This window comes from Bradyrhizobium sp. (genome assembly GCF_035570375.1).
GTDB lineage: Bacteria > Pseudomonadota > Alphaproteobacteria > Rhizobiales > Xanthobacteraceae > Bradyrhizobium.
Genome location: NZ_DATMLW010000240.1, coordinates 1 through 23,947, shown reverse-complemented (window position 1 = coordinate 23,947; position 23,947 = coordinate 1). Strand labels below are relative to the sequence as shown.

At 60.7% G+C, this 23,947-nt stretch carries 25 protein-coding genes and 1 tRNA gene; 14 read left to right on the top strand and 12 right to left on the bottom strand.

Going from position 1 to position 23,947, the window contains the following annotated elements; genetic code table 11:
- Positions 1-183: 183 nt before the first annotated feature.
- From VNX23_RS26335 to VNX23_RS26325, 3 genes are all read left to right on the top strand, one after another.
- Positions 184-1,656 carry a putative sulfate exporter family transporter gene (locus VNX23_RS26335; RefSeq protein ID WP_325634494.1) on the top strand — a complete coding sequence of 491 codons (1,473 nt, stop codon included), beginning with the start codon at positions 184-186 and terminating at the stop codon, positions 1,654-1,656.
- 17 nt (positions 1,657-1,673) lie between these two features.
- The gene (locus VNX23_RS26330) at positions 1,674-1,832 is read left to right on the top strand and encodes a hypothetical protein (RefSeq protein WP_325634493.1); all 159 of its coding nucleotides are present in this window, start codon (positions 1,674-1,676) and stop codon (positions 1,830-1,832) included.
- Positions 1,833-1,942: 110 nt separating this feature from the next.
- Positions 1,943-2,146 carry a hypothetical protein gene (locus tag VNX23_RS26325; RefSeq protein ID WP_325634519.1) on the top strand — a complete coding sequence of 68 codons (204 nt, stop codon included), beginning with the start codon at positions 1,943-1,945 and terminating at the stop codon, positions 2,144-2,146.
- Here the strand turns inward: VNX23_RS26325 and VNX23_RS26320 are convergent.
- The 8 genes from VNX23_RS26320 to VNX23_RS26285 form a co-directional block, all read right to left on the bottom strand.
- Positions 2,122-3,501: a sigma-54 dependent transcriptional regulator gene (locus VNX23_RS26320; protein WP_325634492.1), complete on the bottom strand. Its 1,380-nt coding sequence runs from the start codon at positions 3,499-3,501 to the stop codon at positions 2,122-2,124. The genes VNX23_RS26325 and VNX23_RS26320 overlap by 25 nt on opposite strands.
- 113 nt (positions 3,502-3,614) lie before the next feature.
- Positions 3,615-3,965, bottom strand: a complete 351-nt coding sequence (gene fliN / locus VNX23_RS26315; protein WP_325634491.1) for a flagellar motor switch protein FliN — start codon at positions 3,963-3,965, stop codon at positions 3,615-3,617.
- Positions 3,966-3,995: 30 nt separating this feature from the next.
- Positions 3,996-4,613, bottom strand: a complete 618-nt coding sequence (locus tag VNX23_RS26310) for a FliH/SctL family protein (protein WP_325634490.1) — start codon at positions 4,611-4,613, stop codon at positions 3,996-3,998.
- Complete coding sequence (fliG, locus tag VNX23_RS26305; protein ID WP_325634489.1) at positions 4,613-5,695, bottom strand: flagellar motor switch protein FliG; 1,083 nt, start codon at positions 5,693-5,695, stop codon at positions 4,613-4,615. The genes VNX23_RS26310 and fliG overlap by 1 nt, the downstream gene beginning before the upstream one ends.
- Positions 5,696-5,701: 6 nt before the next feature.
- On the bottom strand, positions 5,702-7,309 hold the full coding sequence (gene fliF / locus VNX23_RS26300; protein ID WP_325634488.1) for a flagellar basal-body MS-ring/collar protein FliF: 1,608 nt from the start codon (positions 7,307-7,309) through the stop codon (positions 5,702-5,704).
- A gap of 243 nt (positions 7,310-7,552) precedes the next feature.
- The gene (locus VNX23_RS26295) at positions 7,553-7,828 is read right to left on the bottom strand and encodes a DUF1153 domain-containing protein (RefSeq protein ID WP_325634487.1); all 276 of its coding nucleotides are present in this window, start codon (positions 7,826-7,828) and stop codon (positions 7,553-7,555) included.
- Between the two features lie 186 nt (positions 7,829-8,014).
- Entirely contained in the window at positions 8,015-8,716 is a 702-nt protein-coding gene (locus VNX23_RS26290) for a flagellar hook capping FlgD N-terminal domain-containing protein (protein WP_325634486.1), read from the bottom strand.
- A gap of 10 nt (positions 8,717-8,726) precedes the next feature.
- Positions 8,727-10,214, bottom strand: a complete 1,488-nt coding sequence (locus tag VNX23_RS26285) for a flagellar hook-length control protein FliK (protein WP_325634485.1) — start codon at positions 10,212-10,214, stop codon at positions 8,727-8,729.
- A gap of 613 nt (positions 10,215-10,827) precedes the next feature.
- Here VNX23_RS26285 and mnmA point away from each other — a divergent pair.
- The 8 genes from mnmA (at position 10,828) to VNX23_RS26245 (ending at position 17,214) form a co-directional block, all read left to right on the top strand.
- Complete coding sequence (gene mnmA, locus VNX23_RS26280) at positions 10,828-12,060, top strand: tRNA 2-thiouridine(34) synthase MnmA (RefSeq protein WP_325634517.1); 1,233 nt, start codon at positions 10,828-10,830, stop codon at positions 12,058-12,060.
- A gap of 116 nt (positions 12,061-12,176) precedes the next feature.
- Positions 12,177-12,824: a class I SAM-dependent methyltransferase gene (locus VNX23_RS26275; protein WP_325634484.1), complete on the top strand. Its 648-nt coding sequence runs from the start codon at positions 12,177-12,179 to the stop codon at positions 12,822-12,824.
- Positions 12,824-13,222, top strand: a complete 399-nt coding sequence (locus VNX23_RS26270; protein WP_325634483.1) for a hypothetical protein — start codon at positions 12,824-12,826, stop codon at positions 13,220-13,222. The genes VNX23_RS26275 and VNX23_RS26270 overlap by 1 nt, the downstream gene beginning before the upstream one ends.
- Positions 13,223-13,343: 121 nt before the next feature.
- A tRNA-Met gene (locus VNX23_RS26265) sits at positions 13,344-13,420 on the top strand.
- Between the two features lie 421 nt (positions 13,421-13,841).
- Positions 13,842-14,012 (top strand): hypothetical protein, encoded by a 171-nt coding sequence (locus VNX23_RS26260; protein WP_325634482.1) that lies wholly within the window; start codon positions 13,842-13,844, stop codon positions 14,010-14,012.
- A gap of 427 nt (positions 14,013-14,439) precedes the next feature.
- Entirely contained in the window at positions 14,440-15,690 is a 1,251-nt protein-coding gene (locus VNX23_RS26255; RefSeq protein ID WP_325634481.1) for a nucleotidyltransferase, read from the top strand.
- Entirely contained in the window at positions 15,687-16,166 is a 480-nt protein-coding gene (locus VNX23_RS26250) for a hypothetical protein (protein ID WP_325634480.1), read from the top strand. The genes VNX23_RS26255 and VNX23_RS26250 overlap by 4 nt, the downstream gene beginning before the upstream one ends.
- Positions 16,153-17,214, top strand: coding sequence for a CBASS cGAMP-activated phospholipase (locus tag VNX23_RS26245; RefSeq protein ID WP_325634479.1), 1,062 nt, complete (start codon positions 16,153-16,155; stop codon positions 17,212-17,214). The genes VNX23_RS26250 and VNX23_RS26245 overlap by 14 nt, the downstream gene beginning before the upstream one ends.
- 74 nt (positions 17,215-17,288) lie before the next feature.
- Here the strand turns inward: VNX23_RS26245 and VNX23_RS26240 are convergent, their stop codons facing one another.
- Complete coding sequence (locus VNX23_RS26240) at positions 17,289-18,104, bottom strand: DUF4145 domain-containing protein (RefSeq protein ID WP_325634478.1); 816 nt, start codon at positions 18,102-18,104, stop codon at positions 17,289-17,291.
- A gap of 691 nt (positions 18,105-18,795) precedes the next feature.
- Between VNX23_RS26240 and VNX23_RS26235 the strand changes: the two genes are divergently transcribed.
- Together VNX23_RS26235 and VNX23_RS26230 are read left to right on the top strand one after the other, a co-directional pair.
- Positions 18,796-19,107 carry a hypothetical protein gene (locus VNX23_RS26235; protein WP_325634477.1) on the top strand — a complete coding sequence of 104 codons (312 nt, stop codon included), beginning with the start codon at positions 18,796-18,798 and terminating at the stop codon, positions 19,105-19,107.
- Between the two features lie 3 nt (positions 19,108-19,110).
- Entirely contained in the window at positions 19,111-19,347 is a 237-nt protein-coding gene (locus VNX23_RS26230) for a hypothetical protein (protein WP_325634476.1), read from the top strand.
- A 175-nt stretch (positions 19,348-19,522) separates the two neighbouring features.
- On the opposite strand, the gene VNX23_RS26225 is transcribed toward VNX23_RS26230, so the two are convergent.
- The gene (locus tag VNX23_RS26225; protein ID WP_325634475.1) at positions 19,523-19,678 is read right to left on the bottom strand and encodes a hypothetical protein; all 156 of its coding nucleotides are present in this window, start codon (positions 19,676-19,678) and stop codon (positions 19,523-19,525) included.
- Positions 19,675-19,944 (bottom strand): hypothetical protein, encoded by a 270-nt coding sequence (locus VNX23_RS26220; protein ID WP_325634474.1) that lies wholly within the window; start codon positions 19,942-19,944, stop codon positions 19,675-19,677. The genes VNX23_RS26225 and VNX23_RS26220 overlap by 4 nt, the downstream gene beginning before the upstream one ends.
- A 1,918-nt stretch (positions 19,945-21,862) precedes the next feature.
- Here VNX23_RS26220 and VNX23_RS26210 point away from each other — a divergent pair.
- The gene (locus VNX23_RS26210; RefSeq protein WP_325634473.1) at positions 21,863-22,288 is read left to right on the top strand and encodes a DOPA 4,5-dioxygenase family protein; all 426 of its coding nucleotides are present in this window, start codon (positions 21,863-21,865) and stop codon (positions 22,286-22,288) included.
- A 973-nt stretch (positions 22,289-23,261) separates the two neighbouring features.
- Here the strand turns inward: VNX23_RS26210 and VNX23_RS26205 are convergent.
- Complete coding sequence (locus tag VNX23_RS26205) at positions 23,262-23,411, bottom strand: hypothetical protein (RefSeq protein ID WP_325634472.1); 150 nt, start codon at positions 23,409-23,411, stop codon at positions 23,262-23,264.
- Positions 23,412-23,947 lie beyond the last annotated feature (536 nt).

Sequence of the window (23,947 nt, the reverse complement as noted above, 5' to 3'; positions counted from 1 at the left end):
GGAAAAGAATTGAACTGCCATTGATCGGATCATTGGAAAAAACGCACCGTCCGCCGCTGACGGCTTAGGCCGAATATCGCTATTTTCCCCAGGTCCTCGACACCCGCTGCCATCACCATCATCCTTGGGGCTAAAGCAACGGAACGCGAAGCGCTTCGTTCGAGGATCATTTGGGGATTTGGAATGTCGGATATCGCGATCAAGGTCTCGCGGCCCGTAACGCTGCAGGCGCGATTGAATGAGGACTGGCTTGCGGTCGTCATCGGTCTTTTGGTGTTCGGATCGGCGCTCGTCAGCATCAGCGGCATCGATCTTCTCGGATGGGCGGTCACCACCTCCGTTTACGCCGATATCACCCAGGCGCTCAATCCGTTCGCCAAGGCCTATGCCTGGCTTGGCGGAGGCGGGGCGCTGATCGCGACTTACGTCGCAATGCTTGCGGTTTTGAGCGCCGGTGTTGCCACGCTTGGCGCCGATGTCCGGAAATTCGCAGCTGCTTTCACGGTCGTGTTTGCCATCGCCTATGCAAGCTGGATTGTCGGCTCTTACGCCTATGTCGCCGCGGTTACGCCGGCCGAGCAGCAGAAATTCGGTATCGCCTGGTCGCTCAAGCTTACCAATGAGGGCGGATTTATCGTCGCTCTGCTCGCGGGCATCGTCATCGCCAATTTCTTTCCGCGCCTGGCTACCTGGCTGAAGGAAGCGATACGGCCGGAACTCTACATCAAGATCGCGATCGTCATCCTCGGCGCCACCGTCGCGGTGACGGCCGCGGGGCGTCTCAATCTCGCCTCCTCGCTGTTGCTGCGTGGCGCGGCTGCGATCATCGAGGCCTATCTGATCTACTGGGCCGTGGTCTATTTCGTTGCCCGTAAATGGTTCGGCTTCAGCCGCGAGTGGTCGGTTCCGCTGGCCTCCGGCATTTCGATTTGCGGCGTGGCGGCGTCGATAGCAACGGGCGGGGCTATCCGCGCGCGACCGGCGGTGCCGATCCTGGTGTCGTCGCTGGTCGTGGTATTCGCGGTGGTCGAAGTCCTGATCCTGCCGTTTCTGGCGCAGACCTTCCTCTGGCACGAGCCGCTGGTGGCCGGCGCCTGGATCGGGCTTGCCATCAAGACCGACGGCGCGGCCGTGGCCGGCGGCGGCATCACAGAATCGTTGATCATGGCAAAAGCCGCGGCCGAAGGCGTCAAATACCAGCCGGGCTGGATTCTCGCCACCACGACCACCGTGAAGATCTTCATCGATATCTTCATCGGCATCTGGGCGTTCATCCTCGGCTACATCTGGACCAACCATATCGACAAGGGGCCGGACCGGGCGAAACCGTCGGAAATCTGGCAGCGCTTTCCGAAATTCATCCTGGGTTTCATCCTGGTGTTCGCCGTGTCGCTCTGGCTCGCCCTCGGCTCGACGGCGCAGGTCGCCAAGGCGCTTCCGGCTGCGGCCGGCGAGGCGAATGTGTTCCGGGTGATCTTTTTCGTCCTGACCTTTTTCTCGATCGGCGTGCTGTCGGATTTCCGCAAGCTCTGGCAGCAGGGTTTCGGCAAGTTGGCCGCGGTCTATTTCATCAGCCTGTTCGGATTTGTGATCTGGGTCGGGCTCTTGATCTCGTGGCTCTTCTTCAGCGGTTTCAAGCCGCCGCTCGCCAGCTAATTCGAAGGGAAAGCGACATGTCGCGGCAATACGATCTCAGGGACGAAATCGACGCAGAAGAAGTGGAGCCGCTGCTGCCGATCGAAAAAAAGCTGATCGGCTGGAGCCTCGGTCTGGGTGTTGCGCTGCTTGTCGTTCTGATCGCGGTCAATCATTTCGTGCCGATCAGCCCCTGATGCGCGTCCACGCCCGCGCCTTGTGAGGCCTTCAAGAGGTGGAATTTTTCGCGTTTGCGGCTTAAAAGCTCCCCTCTGTTCCGCGTTGCCGGGGAGGTCGCAGGCCCGAAATGAAGCGTATTGCCACCTGGAGCTTCTACGGCATCGGCGCGCTCGCGATTATCTATCTCGCGCTTTACGCCTATGCGGCCGTCACCGGGCGTGGGGTCCTGCCGGGTGATCCGATCCACATCTTCCGCCAACCCGATGGAGTGGACGTGACACTCGCCACGCCGGAGCGAGGCGGCGATCACGCACCCGCAGTCGCGCGGTGAAACTCGCCGGCGCCCGCCGGCGTGATCGGCAAGCCGCCATCGGCATATTCGTTCAGCTTGTTGCGCAGCGTACGGATCGAGATCCCGAGGATGTTGGCCGCGTGCGTACGGTTGCCGAGGCAGTGCTTCAGGGTTTCAAGGATGAGATCGCGTTCGACGTCGGCGACCGTCCGTCCGACCAGCGCACGCGTCACCTGTTCGGCGGCGAAGGTAGCGTGGGCCACCGCCGGTACGGTTTTCGGCCCGTCGAGGCGGTCGCCGTCCGGCGTCAGGATGGCGTCGACGCCGATTTCGTCGCCCTGCGCCATCAGCACCGCGCGATGGATGGTGTTCTCCAGCTCGCGCACGTTGCCCTGCCAGCGGTTGGTGGTCAGCACGCGCCGCGCGTCAGCCGAGATCGGCCGCACCGGCACGCCGTTGGCATCGGCATATTTCTTGGCGAAGTGCTGCGCCAGTTCGAGAATATCGGCGGGGCGTTCGCGCAGGGCCGGGATCTTCAGGTTCACGACATTGAGGCGGAACAGAAGATCCTCGCGGAAGGTTCCCTCGCGCACCGCGTCGGCCAGATTGCGGTTCGAGGTCGCGATGATGCGAATGTCGACCGGAACCGGCCTCGTGCCGCCGACGCGATCGATGACCCGCTCCTGGATCGCGCGGAGCAATTTGGATTGCAGACGGACATCCATCTCGGAGATTTCATCGAGCAGGAGGGTGCCGCCGTTCGCCTCTTCGAACTTTCCGATACGCCGCGCCACCGCGCCGGTGAACGCGCCCTTCTCGTGGCCGAACAGTTCGGACTCGAGCAGATGCTCGGGGATGGCCGCGCAATTGATCGAGATGAACGGCTTGCGGGCGCGGCTGGAACGGGTGTGAACGTAGCGCGCCAGCACCTCCTTGCCGGTGCCAGACTCGCCAGTGATCATGACGGAGGCGTCGGAACCGGCGATTTGCTGCGCAAGCTTGATCACCTTGGCCATGGCGTCGTCGCGGTAGATCAGATCGCGGGAATCATTGGCGACCGCCGCCAGCACGGCTGCGATCAGCTCAGGTTCGGGCGGCAGCGGGATGTATTCCTTGGCGCCGGCATGGATGGCGGCCACCGCTGCGCGGGCGTCGTTGGAGATGCCGCAGGCGACGATCGGGACATGGATATGTTCGGCCTCAAGCCGCATCACCAGATCGCGGATGTCGAGCGAGACATCGACCAGCAGCAAGTCGGCGCCCTTGCCGCCGCGCAACACGCGCATCGCCTGCTCATGGTCCTCGGCGTGGGTAACGGAAGCGCCGTTCTCCATGGCGATCTTGGTGGCTGTCGTGAGCTGGCCTTTCAGTGTGCCAACGATGAGAAGCCGCATGGTAATCTCCTGTTCGTCTGCCCGCGCCGTTCAGGCGCGTATTGTTAGAGAAACTCTCGATCGTTCCCGCATGGTGCTTTCAAAAAACCGGCGTCCACTTCTTCGTTCATGCGTCAGTTGCGTTCCGCCTTGACGATTTCCGTCATGGTCACGCCCAGCTTGTCTTCCACCAGAACCACCTCGCCGCGTGCGACCAGGCGGTTGTTGACGTAGATGTCGATCGCTTCGCCGACGCGGCGGTCGAGCTCGAGGACGGTGCCGGGTCCGAGTTTCAGGAGTTCGCCGACATCCATCTTGGAACGGCCGAGCACCGCGGAGACCTGGACCGGCACGTCGAAAACCGCCTCGAGGTCGGCGGCGATGCGCGCGGCATGCTCCTCGTCGTGATAGGCGACGTCGTTTGCCGCCGGCGTGTCGGCGGCGTTGAGGTCGGGGAGCGGAACCTGTGCGTCGGTGTCACTCATGGTTCATTCCTCGCTTGCTTCCTCATTGGCTCAGGCCTGATTGCGCGACGCCACATAGCGCCCGACAAGTTCGTTGATCTTTGCTTCGATCGCCGCGCGCTCCAGCACGACGCCGCCGTCCGCCCACTCGATCCTGCAATCCCCGGTGTCGATCTCCGGTTCGGCCAGAATGACGAGCCGGCCGGCGAAGCCGCTCTGCTTTGCCAGCCCGTCGATCCGCTCGTGCGCCGCCTCGTAGAGTGAATCGTTGATGCGGACCACCAGATGCGGCGTCGAGACCAGTTGCGCGAAACAATCGCTCACCAGCGCCGTAATTTCGCCGAGCGGCTCGCGGGCGATCAATTCGCTGCACAGCTTGCGCGCCACGGCAATGGCGACGTCGACCGCTTCCGTTTCCATCCGCGTCTCGATCGTGGTGTAACGGGCCGCGATGCCCTTCATCGCGATCCCGATCTCTTCCAGGGCGAGCGCGGAGCGGCGGTCGCTCTGCACCCTGGCTTCGCGGAGCGCGGCATCATAACCGTCGCGATAGGCGCGCGCCTCCGCCGCGGCGATCTTCTGGGCGATTTCCGACGGCGTCGCGGCGCGCTCGCGCTTGTCGGGCGCCGAGAAGTCCATGTCGAACAGGAATTTTGCTGGCGTGGCCATCAGTACACCAGCTCCTCATCGGCCCGGTTCTTGGTCAAGGTGATTTCCCCCTTGGCCGCGAGGTCCTTCGCGAGGTTGACGAGAAGCGCCTGCGCCTCGTCGACGTCGCGCAATCGCACCGGCCCCATTGCCGCCATGTCGTCGAGCAGCATCTTGCCGGCGCGCGAAGACATATTGCCCAGGAAGAAGCCCCGCACCTCCTCGTTGGCGCTCTTGAGTGCGACGCCGAGTTTGTCCTTGTCGACATTGCGCATCAACGTCTGCGCCGAGGCGGAGTCGAGCTTGATGAGGTCGTCGAAGGTGAACATCAGCGCCTTGATCCGTTCGGCGGATTCGCGGTTTTCCTCCTCGAGCGCGGTGATGAAACGGGTTTCGGTCTGACGATCGAAGTTGTTGAAGATCTCGGCCATCACCTCGTGGGCGTCGCGGCGGCGGGTCTGCGACAGGTTCGACATGAATTCGACGCGCAGCGTCTGCTCGACGCGCTCGATCACTTCCTTCTGCACCGCTTCCATCCTCAGCATGCGGTTGACCACGTCGAGCGCCATTTCCTCGGGCAGGATCGCGAGCACCCGCGCGGAGTGCTCCGGCTTGAGTTTCGAGAGCACCACGGCGATGGTCTGCGGGTATTCGTTCTTGAGATAGTTGGCGAGCACCTCTTCCTGGACGTTGGAGAGCTTCTCCCACATGTTGCGCCCCGCAGGCCCGCGGATTTCGTCCATGATCCCGACGACGCGCTCGGGCGGCAGGTATTGCTGCAGGAGCCGCTCGGTGGCGTCGAAATTGCCCATCAGCGCGCCCGATGCCGACATCCGTGACACGAATTCGAGCAGCATGTCTTCCACGACTTCGGCCTCGACGGTGCCGAGCGTCGACATGTGGATCGACAGCTCGCGCACTTCGTCGTCGTCGAGCAGCGACCAGATCTTGCCGCCATATTGTTCGCCGAGCGCAAGCATCAGCATTGCGGCGCGCTTCGGGCCGCTGATCTGCTCTCTTTGCGGCCGGTTATTCTGACGGGCCGCCAGCGAGGAAATGACGCTGGTGATGTCGTTTTGGTTGGAGGTCTGAGGCAGGGCCATTTCACATCACGCGGGTTGTTCGGTGAGCCACTGGCGTACGATGGCTGCGGTTTCATTGGGATTGCGGTCGGCCAGTTCGCCAACGCGATGGACCGATTGGGCGTGGACCTGGCCCTGGACCTGCGCGACGTCGATCAACTGCGCCGTATTGTTGGGGCCGGGCACGAGATTCGCCGCCTGCGGATTGGCGTCGGTCAGCGCTGGCACGTCGCTGGCCGGCGGGGCGACTACTTCGGCGGCGAGAATGCGTTTGACCAGCGGCCGGATCACCATGAACAGCACGACGAGGCCGAGCAGCATCATCACGCCGAGCTCGATCACGTACATCACGTCGTCCTTGGTGAATTGCAGCATGCCGAACAGTCCTGCCGGCTCGATGAGCGGGGCGACGGCGGGCGCTTCGGCAAAACGCAAGTTCACGACCTCGACCTGGTCGCCGCGCTTCTGGTCAAAGCCGATCGCCGAGCGCACCAGCGCTGCGATGCGATCCAGCTGCTCCTTGCCGCGGTCCTGATAGACCATCTCGCCTTTTTCGTTCTTGCTGTAGCTGCCGTCGACCAGCACGGCGACCGAAATGCGGTTGACCCGTCCGGCCTCGGTCACCTCGGTCTTGGTCGTGCGCGAGATCTCGTAATTGTTGGTTTCCTCGGTCTTGCGGCTCTGGTCGCGCGCGGCCGGCGCGCCGTTGTTCTGCTGATTGCCGGGCAGTTCGTTGCCGACCGTGACCTGGCCGTTGTTCTCGGCGGTGGCGCTGGATTCTTCACGCGTCTGGCTCGAGCGCAGCACGCGACCCTCCGGATCGAAGTGATCCGAGGTCTGGGTGATCTTGTTGTAGTCGAAATCGGCCGTGAGCTGGACGCGGGCGCGGCCGGCGCCCACCACCGACGAGACGATCGCCTCGATCTCGTTGCGCATCCGTTTCTCGAAGGCGGCGCGGCGCTCGTCGCCGATGGCGGCGTCGGTGTTGGTCGCGGCCCCGTCGGCGAGCAACTGGCCGGCTTCGTCGATGATGGAAACCCGCTGCGGCTTCAGGCCATTGACGGCGGAAGCGACCAGATGGCGAATGGCCCTGATCTGCTGCGGCTCGAGCGCGCCGCGCACCCGCACCACGATCGAGGCCGACGGTTCGGGCGTCTCGCGCGAAAACAGCGGGCGTTCCGGCAGCACCAGGTGCACCCTTGCCGCCTGGACGCGGTCGATGGCGCGGATGGTGCGGGCCAGTTCGCCCTCGAGCGCGCGCAGGTGATTGATGTTCTGGACGAAGCTCGTGGTGCCGAGCGCGTCGGATTTGTCGAAGATCTCGTAACCGACGCCGCCGCCCTTGGGCAGGCCGCCTTCGGCAAGCTTCATGCGCAGCCGCGTGACCTTGTCCTTTGGCACCATGATGACGGCGCCGTCGTTGCGGATTTCGAAGGGGATCGCCTGGCGTTCGAGGTCCTTGATGACGGCGGAAGAGTCTTCGAGGCTGAGGTCGGAAAACAGGGTGGTCATCTGCGGGGTGGTGACGCGCATGATCACGAACGCGAAGAAGCCGATCAGCGCGGCTGTCACCGCGACCATCGCCGTCAATCGCGAAGCACCCAACCCCCTCAGGAAGCTTACGAGACTCTGCAAACCAACCGCCCCTCAGATTCGGCTCCAGGGAACTCCTGGTGGTCCCTCGATTCCGACATTCACGGCCCACCGCAACGCGACGCGAATGCTGGAATCGGACCACTGGGCAATTATTGCCTATGGGATGGTTTCGATATGGTTAACGAAGGTTAAGGGCCACCGGCAAAGCGCCAAAACGGAAAAAACCGACTTCGCGGGACGAAGTCGATTTTGTTCAAATGCGTCTTTGTTCGCCGACAGCGCCTATTGGCGATATTGCTGGATTCGTGTGGTGCGCAGGCCGGCAAGACCGTGCTGATCGATGGAAAACTGCCAGGACAGGAATTCGTCGACGGTCAGCGTGTAGCGGCTGCAAGCTTCCTCGAGGGACAGCAAGCCGCCGCGAACTGCGGCAACGACTTCGGCCTTGCGACGGATAACCCACCGCTTGGTCCCGGGTACGGGCAGGTCCGCAATCGTCAGCGGACTACCGTCAGGCCCGATGACATATTTTACCCTCGGGCGATGGGGCTCTGTCATGGCGTACTCACAAACTCTCAACCACAGAACTGATTAGGAGTTAAACTACGCCGGTCGGCTTAAAATTTGCCTAAGCCCATCGCTTCAATGCGAATCTCCTTGAAAACGCCCTGATGGCCGGCCCGCCGGCCGCTTTTCACGGTCCGGATCGGCGGCGGCCTGACCGGCGGCTGCCGGCGGAAGTGGTCAGTTCACGATGCTCTGGATCTGGTTGACCGTGAAGGTTTGGCCGCCGATCGACAGCAGCGGCGGCGATTGGGTGAGATCGACCGAACTGACCACGCCCTCGATCTTGGTCGGGACCGCGACCGAGTTGCCCGCGGAATCCTTGGCGGTCGCCGTGAGCTTGTAGCTGCCGTCGACCTGTTGCACGCCGTTATTGTCCTTGCCGTTCCAGACGAATGGCTGGTTGTTGCCGGCTTGGGCAGGAAAGGTGCCGGTGAACACGGTCTGACCGGTGCTTGAGGTGATCGTGATATCGACGTTCGAACTGGAGGGAACGTCGAGCTGCCAGGTCGCACTCCCGTTGGTCAGCGTCGCCGTGCTGCCGTTGACCGCGGCCGTCTTGCCGACGAACTCGAGAGCCTGGGTCGATTGCGCGGTCTGTTGCAGCGAGACCAATGTTGCCAGCGAGTCGTTGGTGTTGAGTTGCTGCTGGACGCCGGCGAACTCGACAAGCTGCTGGGTAAACTGGTTGGTGTCGAGCGGGCTGAGCGGATTCTGGTTCTGCAATTGAGTCGTCAGGAGCAGGAGAAAGCTCTGGAAATTGCCGGCAATCTGCGTTGAGGCCAACGTGTTGGCGGCCTTGGCCGAGGAGGCGGTCGCGGTCGGCTGGGGCGTCGTCCCGGAAACCACGGGGCTGCTTGGTGTTGCCGCTGTCGTTGTCATGCCGGCCTCCTCAAACCCTGATGTCCACGCCGCCGCTTGCTGCGAGCGAACGTCCATAGCTTCGACCGGCGACGGAGGCGGGAAGGATGTCTTCGTCGGCGATGATCAGCCGCTGCGCGTTGGGCCTGGAGTCGCCGCCGTTGTTCTGGCCCGATGAGGACTGGTCGCGCAGGCTGAATTGCAGGCCGCCGCTGCCGGTCTTTACTCCCGCGTCGTCCAGCGCGCGCTGAAGCTGGGGCGCATCCTGGCGCAGTATGGAAAGCGTTTCCGGCTTTTCGACCGTCAGATGCGAAGTCACCTGTCCGTTGCGATCGATATCGATGCGAACGTCGATGCGGCCGAGATCCGCCGGATCGAGGCGGATCTCGAAACGGCTCTTGCCGCTCTTTATTGACGCCGCGATTTCGAGCGCAAGCCCGCTGAGCGGCACCGGGCCGCTCGCTGCGGTCGTCACGTTCAAAGCTCCCCCGGTTGCGGGCGCGGTTGCGGAATTCGCTTGCGGCTGCAGCGCGCCGAGCGCCTGAGCAGCCGGGTCGGCGGTCTCGGTGAGCGGATGTCCCACATTTGCCGAGGGCACATGCTCGTGGGCCGACAAAGGCGAGGGCGGGGAAGCGGCTGCATCCGATGTAGCCAGCGTAGCCGCGGCGTCCGCTTTGCCGGTGGCCGCCGGCGGCTGCTGCTGACTGTTTTGAGGAACGATTGCCGGCGCGTTGGTGGCGGTCGGATCGGCATCGTCCGGGCTGTCGGTTACGACTGGCGATGCGGAGGTCTTGCCGGACGTCGATTTCGGCGCAACCGGCGCGGACGCGGCCACCGCGCCGGTCAATGTGGCGGTATTCGCCGGCGCTGTGCCGAACTGGCGAGCCTGCGAAATGACAGGTGAAGCATCCGCAGCGCTTGAGGCGACCGAAGCGGCGACCTTGATGCCCGGCGCGGACAACGCCGGGGTGGTCGCTGCTGTCGGACCCGAAGTCGGCGCGGTCGGGCCTGAACCGGAATCGGTCGTTCCCGGGGGCGGTGTCGTGACTTGTCCGGAGAGCGTTTGCGAAGTTGCGGCGATAGCGGCTGCCGCGATTGCCAGCGGCGGCGTGGAGCCGCCGGAAGTCGGCGCCGCCGCCACGTTGGTCGGCGCGGTGTTGACGGAAAGTGCGGCCGGGACCGGTGTCGTCACGGTGGCCTGCTGGGCCAGAATCGTCGGATCGACGGCCGGCGTATTTCCACTCGTCTGCTGGTCGGTCGTCTTGGCGGAATCGTCTTTCGTGCCGGCGGTCTTGGCCGCCTGTGACTGATCGGCGCCGCCATCGGCCGGACCGTTGGCGTTTTTGTTTGCCGGCGGCGTGCCGGCGTCTGTCCCGCGCGTGGCATCGTTGCCGGGCGGCGGAGGGGGAGGGCTGTTCGCGGCGGGTGCGGCTTCGGCCGGCGGCGGCTCGTCGGAGCGGCGGGGCGAGGGGGCTGGCGGCGGTGCCGGTGCCGGGTTAGGCGCCGTGTTTTGGCCCACCAGGACGTCGAAAACATCGTTTGCCGGGGATTGATGCGACCGTTCCGCTCGCTGCGGTCCGTTTTGGAACGCGAGATTGGATGTGGCTTCTGAACTGACGCTCAACAACGGACGGCCTCCGGCAATGGAACTTTGCGGGTAATCAGCAAGGACCGGGCCATTCGTGACGTTCAAAAAAATCGATGTATTTCAAAATGTTACGATGATGCCGGTGCCGCGATGGCCCGGCCGGGACCGGCGCTTTTCTGCCCCTCGGCAAGATTTGCCGTTTTCACGCGGGTAAACGCAGCCGCGTGTGATTGCCTGCGGGGAATACCGCCTATATTAGAGGGTGGCTTTTCGGCCGCCCCAAAGAGCAAAACCGCTTCGATGAGGAAACGCCCTGAAAGCTTTTAGCCGCAAGTCGCGACGTGCCTGGCGCTCGCGATCGCATTATTGACTAGTGCCGCCCATTTGAAGTTCCTGCACCCCAAGCGGCAAATTCAGCTCCAGGAACTTCAAATGGAAAAGCGGCACTGGAATCTGTAATTTAGTAGTGCCCATGACTTTTCGAAGTTCGTGAAAGGTGGACGCTGCGATGGAAGACGAACTTCGAAAAGCGGGCACTGGTAGCATGCTCAACAGTCTGGATCTCGAAGGCCGTCCGAAGGACACCCGTGTCGTCGTCGCCATGTCCGGCGGGGTCGATTCTTCGGTGACGGCCGCGCTGTTGAAGTCGGAAGGTTATGACGTCGTCGGCATCACGTTGCAGCTTTACGATCATGGTGCGGCCACGCACCGCAAGGGCGCCTGCTGCGCCGGGCAGGATATTCACGACGCGCGCAACGTCGCCGAGCGGATCGGCATTCCGCATTATGTGCTCGACTACGAGAGCCGCTTTCGCGAATCGGTGATCGACAATTTCGCCGCAAGCTATGCGTTGGGCGAGACCCCGGTGCCCTGCATCGAGTGCAATCGCTCGATCAAGTTTCGCGATCTGCTCACAACCGCGCGCGAGCTTGGGGCTGCGGCGCTCGCGACCGGGCACTACGTGGCCTCGCGCCGGATGGCCGACGGGTCGCGTGCGCTGATTTGCGCCGCCGATGCCGATCGCGACCAGAGCTATTTCCTGTTCGCGACTACCCGCGAGCAACTCGAGTACGTTCGTTTTCCGCTTGGCGACTTGACCAAGCCCCAGGCGCGCGAACTTGCGCGGCGCTTCGGACTTCAGGTCGCCGACAAGCACGACAGCCAGGATATCTGCTTCGTGCCCACCGGCCGCTACACCGACGTCATCGGCCGGCTGAGGCCGAACGCAATGGAACCGGGCGACATCGTCGACCTCGATGGCCGTGTCATCGGAGCCCATCCGGGTATCGTTCATTTCACCGTCGGCCAGCGGCGAGGCCTGGGGATTGCTTCGACCGCCCCGCTTTACGTGGTGCGGCTGGATGCGGCGAGCCGGCGGGTCGTTGTCGGTCCGCGCCAGGCGCTGCGGATGGATCGCATCGCGCTGCGCGATATCAACTGGATCGGCGATGGTTCGTTCGATCGCGCGGCCGGCGAGGGCCGAGAGATTTTCGTGCGCGTGCGGTCGACCCGCGCGCCGCAGCCCGGCTGGCTGCGCGCGGCGAATTCCGGTTACGAGATCGAACTGGTCGCCGGCGAAGAGGGCGTGTCTCCCGGTCAGGCTTGCGTGTTCTACGATGCACCTTCGGGCCGCGCGCGTGTGCTCGGCGGCGGATTTATCCGGAGCGCGAGCGCCAAAAGCGCAAGTGCCAAGAGCCAAAGTGCCAAGGGCGCAAGTGAAACGGGCGCATCACGGGCAGGCGGCGCTCCGCTCGTCGTGGAAGCGATGCGCGGCTGAGCATGGTCCGGAAAAGTGGAATCCGGTTTTCCGAAAAGATCATGCTCAAACAAAGAGATGAGATCATGATGCGATTCCACTTGATCGCATCATGATCTAGATTTCAAGGCGGGGGCATGGCGACGGATATCGACCGCGAGGGGGTCGCAAAGGCCTATGGGCGCTGGGCCCCGGTCTACGATCTGGTGTTTGGCAAGGTCTTCGACCATGGCCGCCAATCGACGATCGCGATCGCCGACGGGATCGGCGGGCGCGTTCTCGATGTCGGCGTTGGCACGGGACTGTCGCTGTCGGAATACGCACCCACCACGAGACTGTGCGGCGTCGATATTTCAGAGCCGATGTTGCGCAAGGCGCAGAACCGCGTGCGCTCGCTGGGCCTGAAGAATGTCGAGACGCTCGCGGTGATGGACGCCAAGAACCTGGCGTTTGCCGATGGCTCCTTCGACGCGGTGGTGGCGCAGTACGTCATCACGGCGGTGCCGGATCCCGAAGCAACGCTGGATGACTTCATTCGCGTGTTGAAGCCGGGCGGCGAACTCATCCTGGTCAACCACATCGGCGCCGAGAGCGGACCACGTCGCGCCTTTGAACTGGCGTTCGCGCCGCTCGCGCGCCGGCTCGGCTGGCGGCCCGAATTTCCGTGGACGCGTCTGGCCGACTGGGCCACGAGACACGGCGGCGTGACCCTGACCGAGCGCCGGCCGATGCCGCCGATGGGGCATTTTTCGCTGATCCGTTACCGGAAGAATTGCCAACCGTGATGGCGGCGCGCCGGAACCCCGCTTCGCGCGGCGGGTTTTCCTTCGATGAGGAAACACGCGCTCATTCTCTCGTTTTTGATGGCCTCGGTTGGAACCGCAAACGCGCAAGCCCGCCGGCGCCCGCCACGCCGCCGCCCCCGACCGCGCCGGCGCCTGTAGCCGATAATTGCGCGCCGATCCAACCGGTGCCGCCGCGCGGCACGATTTTGCCCGAGGGTTCGACGACCGGGCAGGGGAGCGAACCGCTCGGCGACAAGCTCGCAAAATCCAATGGCGTGTTGTGTCCGCCGGCCGGCGTCGATCCGGAAATTCATGCGCCGACGCCTCCGACCGGCGACACCTCGGTGATCCCGCCCCCCGGCAGCCCCGGCGGCAATTCCGGCGTGCGGCCGAAATAGCCAAAGATTGCAGGCGCTTGGCGGACGAAACGGCCTTGCTTGACAGGGCTGGAGCCTGCTTCTTATATGCCGCGCGTTCGCGCGTGCGGCATGAGACGAGAGCCGCGTTTGCCGGCGCCGTGGCGGGGTAGCTCAGCTGGTTAGAGCACGGGAATCATAATCCTGGGGTCGGGGGTTCGAGTCCCTCCTCCGCTACCAACGAAATCAAAGACTTAGCTGGATATTTCAACTTACAGAGATCTGGATTTTCAGGCTAGGGTACACCCTAGGGTACACGACGAGGCCCATCGCTTTCGAGGTCCTCAACCCCCATCCCGTCTTGGCGCCGGCGCCATCCGCTTCTGGAGCCGCCAGCGGGCTTCTGGCATCTTGGCCTAGGAAGGGAGCCTGGAGGCTGCAAGCGCTCTGGTTGGACTCCGGAGTGAGAACCCGGAGGGGTTGTCGGCCCTCCCTTTCCTAGTTTTCTAGTTTTAAGGTTAGCGGTGTCCTAATTCGGGGTTCTGTTAGCTGACCTCTTGTACCGTTCACACCCCTCGTCCCTCCGACCACCGCGAGTTTTTTTCTTTTCTTTTCGCAACCCCGGCCTTAGATCAGAGTTTACACTCGCGGAGGTTGTGTCATGATCCCAGAGGACGCGGTGAGCAGGGCGGAGGTGGAAGCGATCCTCTCCAAGATCAGACAGGCGAGGGACGATCTGATCCGGGTCGAGCGGGACGCGGGCGGCTCTCACGATCTCTGCGGCGTCGTCAGGAAACTCGACGAGGTCATCCGCAAGCTGACCTCAGCTTAGGGGCCTCTCCCCCTCAGGAGGGAGCGCAGAGCCTAAGAACATGCCTGCTTTGAGGCAAGACAATCCGCCGGAGGGTACACAGCTAAAAACATCTCTTTCGAATCCCTGCCGCGCAGCCAATAGCATCAACTACGAATCTGGGGGGCGGACGTTCGAATCGCTCCGGGCGCGCCATTTAAGTAATTGCACCGATTCATTTATCGGAATCGTATCCCGCATGGTGGTTATTTGGCTGAGTGCCGAAATAACCGAAAATGGTTGCGGATTTTTTGCGAATGTGGACCCCGCGAATCGGTAATCTGCGAGGACTCTGAGGTAGCCGAGAGTCAAGACAGCTCCTCGAAAAGAGTGTCATTCTTGTTTGATGCAACGCGGCCGCCTACTTGGGAACAAACCCCGAACCAGGGTTACCCAAGAGGGACACCGAATGAACGTCGCCTATCCTGGCCCGTGGGGCCAAATCTCTGAAGCCGATGCCTTGCTGATGGACGTGGCCCGCCGCATCCAATTGAGCAAGACCAAACATGAAATTGCAGAGACCAACTTCCGGGCGCTTTGTCAGCACGTTGACAGAGAAGGCAGCCCGCTGCAGGGCAAGGTTGTCGAGTGCTACCCGAGTGGAAGCTTCGCGACGGGCACGGCCATCGCGTCGCGCGTAGCGAAGGATCAACACGATGTCGACGTGGTGATCGAGTTGAACGTGCCGCCGGACTCGCCACCGAACGTTATGCTGGAATTTCTATTCGAAGCCATCAACGGCGATCCGGATAGCCGCTATCATGGCATGGTCACGCAGAAAAGCCGCTGCGTCACGGCAAAATACACGGATGGCACGACCGTCGACCTCATGCCCGTCGCGAGACTGCCAGGGCAGCCAGAGCGAGCAGGCAATCTGTTTCACCATAAGAAAGAGAGTGGCGAGACCTACCATAAACCCGTGAATCCATGGGGGTTCGTCAAGGAATTCAACGAACGGGTCGAAGTCGATCTGGACTTCTACAAGTCGTTCATGGGCCGCCGACTGCTCGTTGATGGGGCGCTTGAAAAGGCCGAAACTCAACCGATGCCGGATCACGTCCCGGCCGAGGAAAAATCTCCCCGGATCGTCGCCCTCCAGCTTATCAAGCGGAATCGCGATATCGCCTCCCGCGATACCGCCCGGCGTAACATGCGCAAGCCGCCGTCTGTCGTTCTGGCGGCGATTGCGATGGAAGCCGGACCGGTTGCGTCGAACCTGATTGACGAGGTGATCAACGTTGCCAACGCAATTCGGGCGAAGCTTCGCGAAAAGACAGGACCCCGCCGAACGATTCTGGTTCGAAATCCCGCCTATCCACCCGACGTTTTTACAGATCGCTGGCCGGAAAATGAACAAGCACAGGATCTTTTCGACATCGATCTTCGACGGCTCGTCGTCGAATTAGATCGGTTGCGGAATGAAGGCCTGGGCATGTCCGAAAAGCGCGATATCCTGAAACGCTTGTTCGGCGAGACAGCAGCCTCTTACGCCATCGACAGCAATCTCGACGCTCGACGGCATGAAATGGAGGCCGGTCACCTCAAGGCCGGAAGCCGGGGCAAAATCGGAGCCTCGCTGGCAGTATCTGCGGTCGCGGGCACGAGAACTACGCCTGTCCGTGCTGCCACGCGTGAAGGGGGCGGTTTTCTCAAGGAATGAGCAAGTCTGTCGAGCAACAGATAGAGGCCATGGCTTTTCAATGGCCGGATTTCAGGCTTATCGAGCAGATTGATCAAAGCGCCACGTGGGAAGGTACTTTGGCCCCGGACAAACGCGAACATCTTGTCCGGGTTCGTTACCGTGTCCCGATGGTTTTGGAGAATTTCACGGTCGCAGATGCACAGCCAAGGGTTCAGGTGATGCACCCGAAGCTTGAGCGCCATCCTGACTATGACCAAGGACCGATTCCGCACGTTTACAAGAACAAACGCGATCCTTCCCTGCCGTACCTATGCCTTTTCAGCCCATCTCTGTGGGAGTGGGACGTCAACGACCTGCTTGCCAACACGACGATTTTTTGGGCGAACGAATGGCTCTATTTTTATGAGGGTTGGCTGGTCACTAAGAAGTGGCGCGGCGGGGGCCGCCATCCCAGTCCCACGGTCGATGGAGCCAAGCAGCTTGCGACGGTCTAGTGGGACTCTTCAAGGCCTAAGAGAACAACTGCCTTGGCCTGAGGGTAAACCGTTTCGCATCCTCTCGATTGATGGAGGTGGCATAAGGGGCATCCTGCCTGCTGCCATACTTGCAGAGTTAGAAGGTCGATATCTCGGCAGCAAATCCGCCGGTGACTATTTTGATCTGATCACCGGGACATCGACGGGTGGCATAATTGCGCTCGGACTTTCCGTCGGAAAGACTGCCCAATCGATTTTGGATTTGTACATTAACCACGGAAAAGAAATCTTCCCGCCGATCCACTGGGATCTTTGGAACATCCGGAGACGCTGGCGGTGTTTCCGAGCCTTGCAGCATCATCGATACAAAGCGGACAAGCTTGAAGCTCTCCTTAAATCGGCCTTCTCGGAGAAGACTCTTGGCGAAGCACAGCGACGTCTATGCGTGCCGTCCTTCGATGGATTCACGGAAGTAAACGTATTCAAAACGCCACATCACGCTGACTACAAGATGGATTGGAAGGAGCGGATGTTAACGGTCGCGATGGCAACCGCAGCCGCGCCCGCATATTTTCCAATCTACAAAGATGGCGGGCGCTTCTTCGCGGATGGCGGAGTTTGGGCCAACAACCCTATCATGATAGGTCTTGTGGATGCCCTTGTCTGCTATGGGCTTGAGCGCCGTCAGGTACATATCTTGTCGCTTGGGTGTGGTGATACCGAGATCCGCTTTACTGAAAATCAGATCGTTCACGGTGGATTGGTTGACTGGTATGAGATCATTTCGTCAGCGATGCATCTTCAAAGCCAAAATGCAATGGGACAAGCCGGACTGCTTATTGGGCACGACCAGTTGCTGCGACTGAACGCTCCATCCATGCCCGACAATCCGATCGCACTTGATGACTATGATCGTGCGAAAAGCGAGTTGCCTACTATCGCAGCTGAACTAGTCAGTACGAACGGACAGGCGATCCAAGATCGTTTTCTCTATGAGGAGGCGGAGCCATACAAGGCGTTTTATGGGCCGAGGGCTTCAATCGAAGTGACGAGCTCCAAAGGATAGAGCATCACGTCACCGTCTCGCGCCGCCAGCCTGGCTGTGCGGCTTGTTCAGGAAGAACTCGCGAGCGCCCGGCCTCATCCCTCGCTCGGCTTGTTCTCGATCTGCTTAGGCACATCCCGTTTCTCGATTTCCGCCTTAAGGTGTTCCGGCACAACCTTGTTAAACATCTCATCAATGTGCTTCGCCTGCGTGATCTGCGATTCCACGATGACGTTCACTAGCCTGAACAGGCTTGTTGCAATCGTCTTATCGTCGTTGAGATCGATCTGACCGGGATGGACCGCGTTGTTGCCTACCACTCTGACGACGTCGAGCGCCTTTTGTATTCTCTTATCGAGACCCTTCTGTACCAGACTGGCTATGTCGCCGTTGATGTTCTTTCCCTTCTCTCCGAGGTGGACCATCAGCTTTTGAATGCTCAGGCGGAGCAACGCTGCCGCTCCCCGCGGCGACTTGTCCAAGATTTCATTTGCTTCGAGGAAATCGGCCTTCACATCGTCGGGCATGTCCTCGGTGGGGGGAGCAATCGAGATGTGGTTCACCGGATAGATCAGTTCGTCGGCGCGCCACAACGCAATTCGGTCACAGCTATAGCATCTGCTTGCGTGGATATTCACCAGATGGGTGTTGAGTTGCGTATAGCTGTGAGTTTCAAAAAACACGTTTCGCTGCATCACTTTTTCTAAATGCGTAATGACACTTGGCGGCGTGTTCTTGTCGGCCTTGAGCTGCCTCAAGGCCTCTTCACCTGGCAGCCATGGACGGCTCTCCTTTTCGTGTCGGAGAACATGAAGCTTGTACCACGTCTGATGAGCGATGGCTCCGCACTCGAGGTGTGGGCATGAGAATGAATCCAGCCCGAGTGCAGGTACTATCTGTCTGGCCGCCATTTTAAATCTCCCCACCCCATCGCTATTGCTCGCCGATCAGCCTATTTTCTCACAGGTTGAGGTCTGCGCAACATGCGCGTCGGGGATAGCAAGGAAATCTTGCGCGCCTAATCGTACCAATCCTTCCGATCACGCGGCAGCAGCTTGCCTCGCGAAAACCCGTCGAGACCGAGGCCCGCAGTTTTTTCAGGTCGGTTTCGAGAAAGTGATTGGCGACGATCAGCGCCTTGACCGCCTCTCGCGCATCGCCGTTGCAAGCTACGATGGCCTGATCGGCTGCGGCCTCTAGCTGGTCGGTGTCCGATTGCTCTGGATTGGGTCCTGAAGACACTTCCGAACGACCCTCGGAGGAGGGCCTGCTATCAGAACAGAACATGAACAGAATGCAAGCCTCTAGGTCTAGAGGATTGGATGCTTTGGGACCCAATTAAAACGGCGCTGTTACCAGCGCCGTTCCTAGTGCGCACTATACGCGAGGAGACCGGCCCACTTCGACCCGCCATAGCGGGAGCAACCGCTTCGACTGGTGTGAGCGACCCACGGGAGCAACCCGCCCTGGCTTTGCTGGTGGGGAAGCCTGCCCGCGATCCAAATTAACGTTGTTAGGAAACGCGCGTTCCGCTGGAACGAACTTCTTGCCAACCAGTCAGACTAATTAACGGTGGATGCATTTTGGTTTGAGGAGGTCGTCGTGCGTACCTCTCCATCAATCGCGCCCAACGGAGTTGAGAAAGACATCTATCTCGTGCTGGAGGATTTCGGCCGTCTCGGTAGGGCGTGGCGCGAGACTGACGAGGACGCCACTGATCGCGAGACGCTGATTCTCAACCTGCTATCTGGGGAGTACAAAAACCCGGTCCGCATCGTGGCCTTCAACACCGCCGAACGCTGGTCTCGTGACGTGACGGTCGCTATCGCGGACGAACTGCGCAGACGTTACGTCGAATACGACGAAGTGCCGGAGGCGGTTCTTGAGTTCTTGGAAGCCACTCAGCGGCGGTAATCAATGTTGAAAAAGCCATCCGTTCGAAATGAATACCATGCGAAGAAGGATCGCTTGGAAATCACCATCAAGCGTTACTCGCTAAAGAAAAAGTCAGAGCGCAAAGATCTGATGAAGCACGTCCTGCAATGGCTCGATGGAAGTCCCGGCCTCGCAAGAGCAAATGAAAAGAAGGCCAAGAAAGGCAAGCTGCCAAAAAATCCTTGGAAGGAAAGAAAATTGCCCATTGGAGGAGATTGAGTGGCGAGGCGTCCAATTAGAAACGGCGCTGTTACCAGCGCCGCTCTAGTGCACTAACGCGTGGACCGGCCCACTTCGACTGGCGACTGGCGGGAGCGACCCACTCTGGCACTGCTGGCGTGGGAAAACCAGTTCGCGCGGTCCATCCACAAAGATAGGCCACATCAACAAAGGTTCAATGGGCTTTGCTGTGGAATGCCTCGACTTGCTCAGGCTCTTTTTTCGTTGAGGCGGGTGAGGTGATTTCGCGCTTCGCCATTCGCCCGCAATAGTTCGTCCAGCTTCGCTCGCGTAGATCGTCCAGCCACCCCGGTCCGATATCGTCAGTCATGGTTTGCTAACCTCGTGAGACTGTCCCGCCGTCAGGTTGATGACGGCGCGCGGTGGCGTTTCGTCCTGCTGCAGCTGATCGTGCAGATGCTCGCAAAGCAACGTGAGCAGCTGCTGCATCTCGTCGGGCTGCGGGCGCGCGGCGCGCGCATCCCACCGATCCTCGATCCAGTGCAGCGCGCGGTCAACCAGTTTGACGACCGCGATAGTCAGGGCACACGCCGCCAGCGCGAATGCGATGGCCGCGACATTCAGTCCCCCGATCATGGGGCGAGTTCCTTCGGGTTTGGGATTTGGGATGCGCGCCGGGTTAGGGCAGGGCCGCGCCCGAGTCAATCAATTCTCGTCGGACGATTACCACGCCCAGCTCCGCTACCTCGTTGGCGCGTATTCCCAAGACATTGGCGCTAAATCACAAGACGTGACGCGCTCAGCATCCTCGGCAGATGCTTGTGACGCCGTGATCGAGCAGCTGGTCATTCTCCCCGACGGCAGTGTCGCGCGACGACGAGGGTTGCGCTCGCACCGTGGGGACACGGTTTGATCCCTGACCCACCGTCGTCGAAGTGAGCGGCGCGACGGTAGGCGGTGTTACGGGCCTGATTGTGGGCGGCGGGATCGGCGGCGGCATCTGCGGCAAGTTGAAGGAAGGGTTTCTGGAGTTCCACCCATTCGCCGGCCCCGGCGGAATGCCGCTTACGCCCGCATTCTGTGCGAGGGAGGCGGACATGAGCGCGACAGCGAGCAATACACTGCCGCTGATGCCGACGAAAAGCGATTGCCGCTCGCCCATGGGACTTCTCCCAGCCCTGAGCATGCTCCTGCGGGCGCAATTAAGCCAGCAATTTTTGATGCCGCCGCAATGTAGGTCACGAGGTCCGGCTTACAGGTCTCGGGGTCTCGCGCCTGTACCGGACCTCGTCGCAAGCGTCCGCCCATGCCGGACCCCACATTCCTGCACTAATGCGCAGGGGACGCACCCGCGAAAAAAAAGGATATCCATTTTTGGAAAATCTGTTCTTCTCGAAGGACCGCCTTTCGGCGCAGTTAGACCACACCATTGCCCTTCAGCAAACCGCAATAGGGACAACATTGCCTGACTAAACCTTGCTGCCCTCACTCCTCAGTTTTTCATTGCCCATGTGGGGGGACAGACTAATGGCTCCGGTGCGACGCAGGCCGGAGCCATTTTTTTTTACCGCATGTCGTATGGGTCTTAAGCGATCCGGCGTGCTTGTGACCAAAACCGATATCCATTTTTGGAAAACAGCAACGCAAACTTGCTGCACTTGGCGAAAACTGCTGCAAAAAACGTTTTGGCAGCAAGAAGCAAATCTTTGGCATGAAGTCGCAAGCAATGATCTTCAATCCCCCTTTAAGGTGGGGGGATGGGCAATTTTCTTTTCACCTGTCCCTCGACAAACTTAAACGTTCAGCATTCGCGGGACGAAGACGACGAGGACGCGCCTGACAACGAGTACGAAGCCGTCACGTGTAAGGCCTGCGCGCGGTTGCACTTGATCAACCGAAAGACCGGAAAAGTTCTGGGACAAGACGACGAGGCCCCGCCAAGCACTGGGTCAAGGTGAAGAACCACAAGCATCCGGCGATGGCGCGGTGATGGAGTCATTCGAGACACCCTACCGGACTTCATAACAGGTCTGACGAATTCACCTGCAAGCCGTCTGGCGTCTCCAGATCATAAGCCTACCTGAAATGACAGGGCTGTGCGCTCCTGCACCAAACGTTGGCGCGAGATGACCAATGCCTACAGAAGCAAAGGACCGCTTCTTCTGCATCGAATGCTCGGTGCAAGTAGTGGTCGGCGGCGAGGCTCAGGTCCAGTCCGAGTCCGTAAGGTTCCAGCTGGAGCAGCGCCTCTGCACAAGCTGCATGAACAAGCGCAAGAACGGGACCAAACAGGCCGAAAAGCACAATCGTGAATGCGTTCGAGTGTGGCGAGATCGGACCTGACCTGTTTCGCGCTGCGTGCCGTGATGGGATTAGAGGGGCTGGTGTCGAAACGTCGGGATCGCCCGTATTAGCCTAGGACGGTCGAAGCACTGGGTGAAGGTGAAGAACCGGCAGCATCCAGCGATGAACCGGGTGATAGAGCCAAGGATGGCGATGCCGAGGGGTGCACTTCTGGCGTATAGTAATTTGCCTGCGCCCCGGATGAAGAGAAATGGCTGAGTTCAAATCTGTATCTGCACCGCGATCCGTCACGGAGATCGCCAGCTATCACGCCCACATCTACTACGACCCCGTTGCCACACGAGAGGTTGCGGAAAAGCTGCGCAAATGGATCGGCGAGCGCTTCGTGGTCCGGCTAGGCAGCTGGCACGACGCGAAGGTCGGTCCTCACGATCGCGCGATGTTTCAGGTCTCCTTTGCCAAGGAGGTGTTCTCGTCGCTGGTACCCTGGCTGATGCTCAATCATAGCGGCCTCAGCATATTGATTCACCCCAACACGACCAATCCGCGCCAGGACCATCTCGCCGACCCTCTCTGGATCGGCGAGCCCCTTCTGGTCCACGGCGAGGTTCTGCCAGAACGGGCCGAAGCAGAGGAGGCTCTGGAGCCGAATACGACCCCGCACCTACCGGCCTAGAAGCCCTGGCGCGTTAACGATGTCCTAAGCTAAAGCAAGCGCAATTTCGGGGAGAGGTGTACGGCTAATTTCGCTCGACGGATTTTCGTCCCCCCGAAATACCCCCCTCCGTCGGGTCGGCGGCCCTGTCATGTTCTTAGCTTGGCAGGGCCGTTGCGCCTAGCAGGTGGACGGAAATGAAGCTGGGTTGCGGCAGATCAAAGCGCCTTGGGCGATTTTCGGACAAATTAACTGCCTGGATCGTGATGAGGCGTCCCACGCCCAGAGGCGTCAGAGCGCCAGTCAAAGTGGGCCGGTCCAAGCGCAGTACCCACAGAACGGCGTCGGCAACGGCGCCGTTTCTGTTTGGTCAAATCGGCAGACGAACAAAAATGCTCCCCACCTCTCGGCAGGGGAGCAAAGGCACACGCGACGGCGGTCCTCGTGGTACTTCCTGGCAATCGCCGCCAATATGTCCAGCAACATTCCGTAATCGCCTCGATGACTGCGCAAACAAAAAGCCCCGCTAGAGGCGGGGCTAGTTCTTGGAGTCTCTCGTGATGCGGTGCGAGCACCGCAAGGGGATGGCTGTCGCGCCCTAGCGTCTAGCCTGCGTCATCTCCCGGCAGCGCTGGTGCATGTTGTCTCAAGGCTTTTCGTCGTCTGACGGTCGGACGAATAGTAGGATGGCCGCTCCAACGAAGAACAGTGCTCCGATAATCACACTTTCACGGGCACTGACGGGCAGGGCAGGGAATAGCAAACCGACGATCGCGCCGGGCCAGAGCCAGCAGACAGCACCGGCGACCGCAAAAACGATGGCTAGGATCCCTCATCGCCATAGCTTACACCGCTCATTCCCAGGCCGCGCGGAACCGTAGCCGGGGAGCTTTTGGCCAACGGGGCGCACGGCGTGCCTCGCACTACCAACGAGGACAAGCGCCGTGCCGTTCTGACGCTGCTCAATGGAAAGAGGCCGCCAACTGAGGTGGCCTTAGCGTTCCATATGCTCTGCATGTTCAGCTAACTGTCGCCACTGCTGGGCGATCTCAAGATAAGCCTGCTTCGCATTAGGATCGCGTGTAGCTTCCGCCCTAGCTTCGGCTTCTTCGGCCTTCTTCCGGTATTCTTCGGCCCGTTTCATGCGGATGCACTCCGGTCCCTAAATGAATTTAGGACACCGCTAACCCTTAAACTAGGACACCGGGCCCTATTACAAAAAGCCCCGTGGGCGAGGGCGGGGCTAGTTCTGGAGTTCTCTAGTGATGCGGTGCGAGCACCGCAAGGGGGGCATAGGTCTGTCGGGCCGTAGCGTCCATCGCCTCGGGCTCGTAGGACACTCGCGATGGCAGAACAGGACAAGACATGGCAAATTCTTGCAAGACGGGCAGCGCGGGTAGGCGGTAGCGTGAATTCGTTCCCGTGCGGAACAGCCACCTAACTACAAACCCCAGCGTTCCCTCACGTCTGGGGTTTGTTTTTGCGCCGCTCGTCAGGCCTTGTTTTGCGGTTCGCGCGGCGACAGGACTCCCTAGGGCATTTGGGGTGCTCCTCTGTCATTCGCCTTCCGCAATCCTTTGCCTGCCAGCGTTCGTTAGTCGAAGTTCGCCCGGCAATTCCAGTATGTATCCTAGTTGGATCAGTCGGTCTTTGTGTTCAGGCGGGATTGCGCGGTGCATC

What these genes read in the sequence shown, in the direction of transcription:
- VNX23_RS26335 (WP_325634494.1), top strand. Translation starts at nt 184, where the DNA reads ATGTCGGATATCGCGATCAAGGTCTCGCGGCCCGTAACGCTGCAGGCG.
- VNX23_RS26330 (WP_325634493.1), top strand. Translation starts at nt 1,674, where the DNA reads ATGTCGCGGCAATACGATCTCAGGGACGAAATCGACGCAGAAGAAGTG.
- VNX23_RS26325 (WP_325634519.1), top strand. Translation starts at nt 1,943, where the DNA reads ATGAAGCGTATTGCCACCTGGAGCTTCTACGGCATCGGCGCGCTCGCG.
- VNX23_RS26320 (WP_325634492.1), bottom strand. Translation starts at nt 3,501, where the DNA reads ATGCGGCTTCTCATCGTTGGCACACTGAAAGGCCAGCTCACGACAGCC.
- fliN (WP_325634491.1), bottom strand. Translation starts at nt 3,965, where the DNA reads ATGAGTGACACCGACGCACAGGTTCCGCTCCCCGACCTCAACGCCGCC.
- VNX23_RS26310 (WP_325634490.1), bottom strand. Translation starts at nt 4,613, where the DNA reads ATGGCCACGCCAGCAAAATTCCTGTTCGACATGGACTTCTCGGCGCCC.
- fliG (WP_325634489.1), bottom strand. Translation starts at nt 5,695, where the DNA reads ATGGCCCTGCCTCAGACCTCCAACCAAAACGACATCACCAGCGTCATT.
- VNX23_RS26295 (WP_325634487.1), bottom strand. Translation starts at nt 7,828, where the DNA reads ATGACAGAGCCCCATCGCCCGAGGGTAAAATATGTCATCGGGCCTGAC.
- VNX23_RS26290 (WP_325634486.1), bottom strand. Translation starts at nt 8,716, where the DNA reads ATGACAACGACAGCGGCAACACCAAGCAGCCCCGTGGTTTCCGGGACG.
- mnmA (WP_325634517.1), top strand. Translation starts at nt 10,828, where the DNA reads ATGCTCAACAGTCTGGATCTCGAAGGCCGTCCGAAGGACACCCGTGTC.
- VNX23_RS26275 (WP_325634484.1), top strand. Translation starts at nt 12,177, where the DNA reads ATGGCGACGGATATCGACCGCGAGGGGGTCGCAAAGGCCTATGGGCGC.
- VNX23_RS26270 (WP_325634483.1), top strand. Translation starts at nt 12,824, where the DNA reads ATGGCGGCGCGCCGGAACCCCGCTTCGCGCGGCGGGTTTTCCTTCGAT.
- VNX23_RS26260 (WP_325634482.1), top strand. Translation starts at nt 13,842, where the DNA reads ATGATCCCAGAGGACGCGGTGAGCAGGGCGGAGGTGGAAGCGATCCTC.
- VNX23_RS26255 (WP_325634481.1), top strand. Translation starts at nt 14,440, where the DNA reads ATGAACGTCGCCTATCCTGGCCCGTGGGGCCAAATCTCTGAAGCCGAT.
- VNX23_RS26250 (WP_325634480.1), top strand. Translation starts at nt 15,687, where the DNA reads ATGAGCAAGTCTGTCGAGCAACAGATAGAGGCCATGGCTTTTCAATGG.
- VNX23_RS26240 (WP_325634478.1), bottom strand. Translation starts at nt 18,104, where the DNA reads ATGGCGGCCAGACAGATAGTACCTGCACTCGGGCTGGATTCATTCTCA.
- VNX23_RS26230 (WP_325634476.1), top strand. Translation starts at nt 19,111, where the DNA reads ATGTTGAAAAAGCCATCCGTTCGAAATGAATACCATGCGAAGAAGGAT.
- VNX23_RS26225 (WP_325634475.1), bottom strand. Translation starts at nt 19,678, where the DNA reads ATGACTGACGATATCGGACCGGGGTGGCTGGACGATCTACGCGAGCGA.
- VNX23_RS26220 (WP_325634474.1), bottom strand. Translation starts at nt 19,944, where the DNA reads ATGATCGGGGGACTGAATGTCGCGGCCATCGCATTCGCGCTGGCGGCG.
- VNX23_RS26210 (WP_325634473.1), top strand. Translation starts at nt 21,863, where the DNA reads ATGGCTGAGTTCAAATCTGTATCTGCACCGCGATCCGTCACGGAGATC.
- VNX23_RS26205 (WP_325634472.1), bottom strand. Translation starts at nt 23,411, where the DNA reads ATGAAACGGGCCGAAGAATACCGGAAGAAGGCCGAAGAAGCCGAAGCT.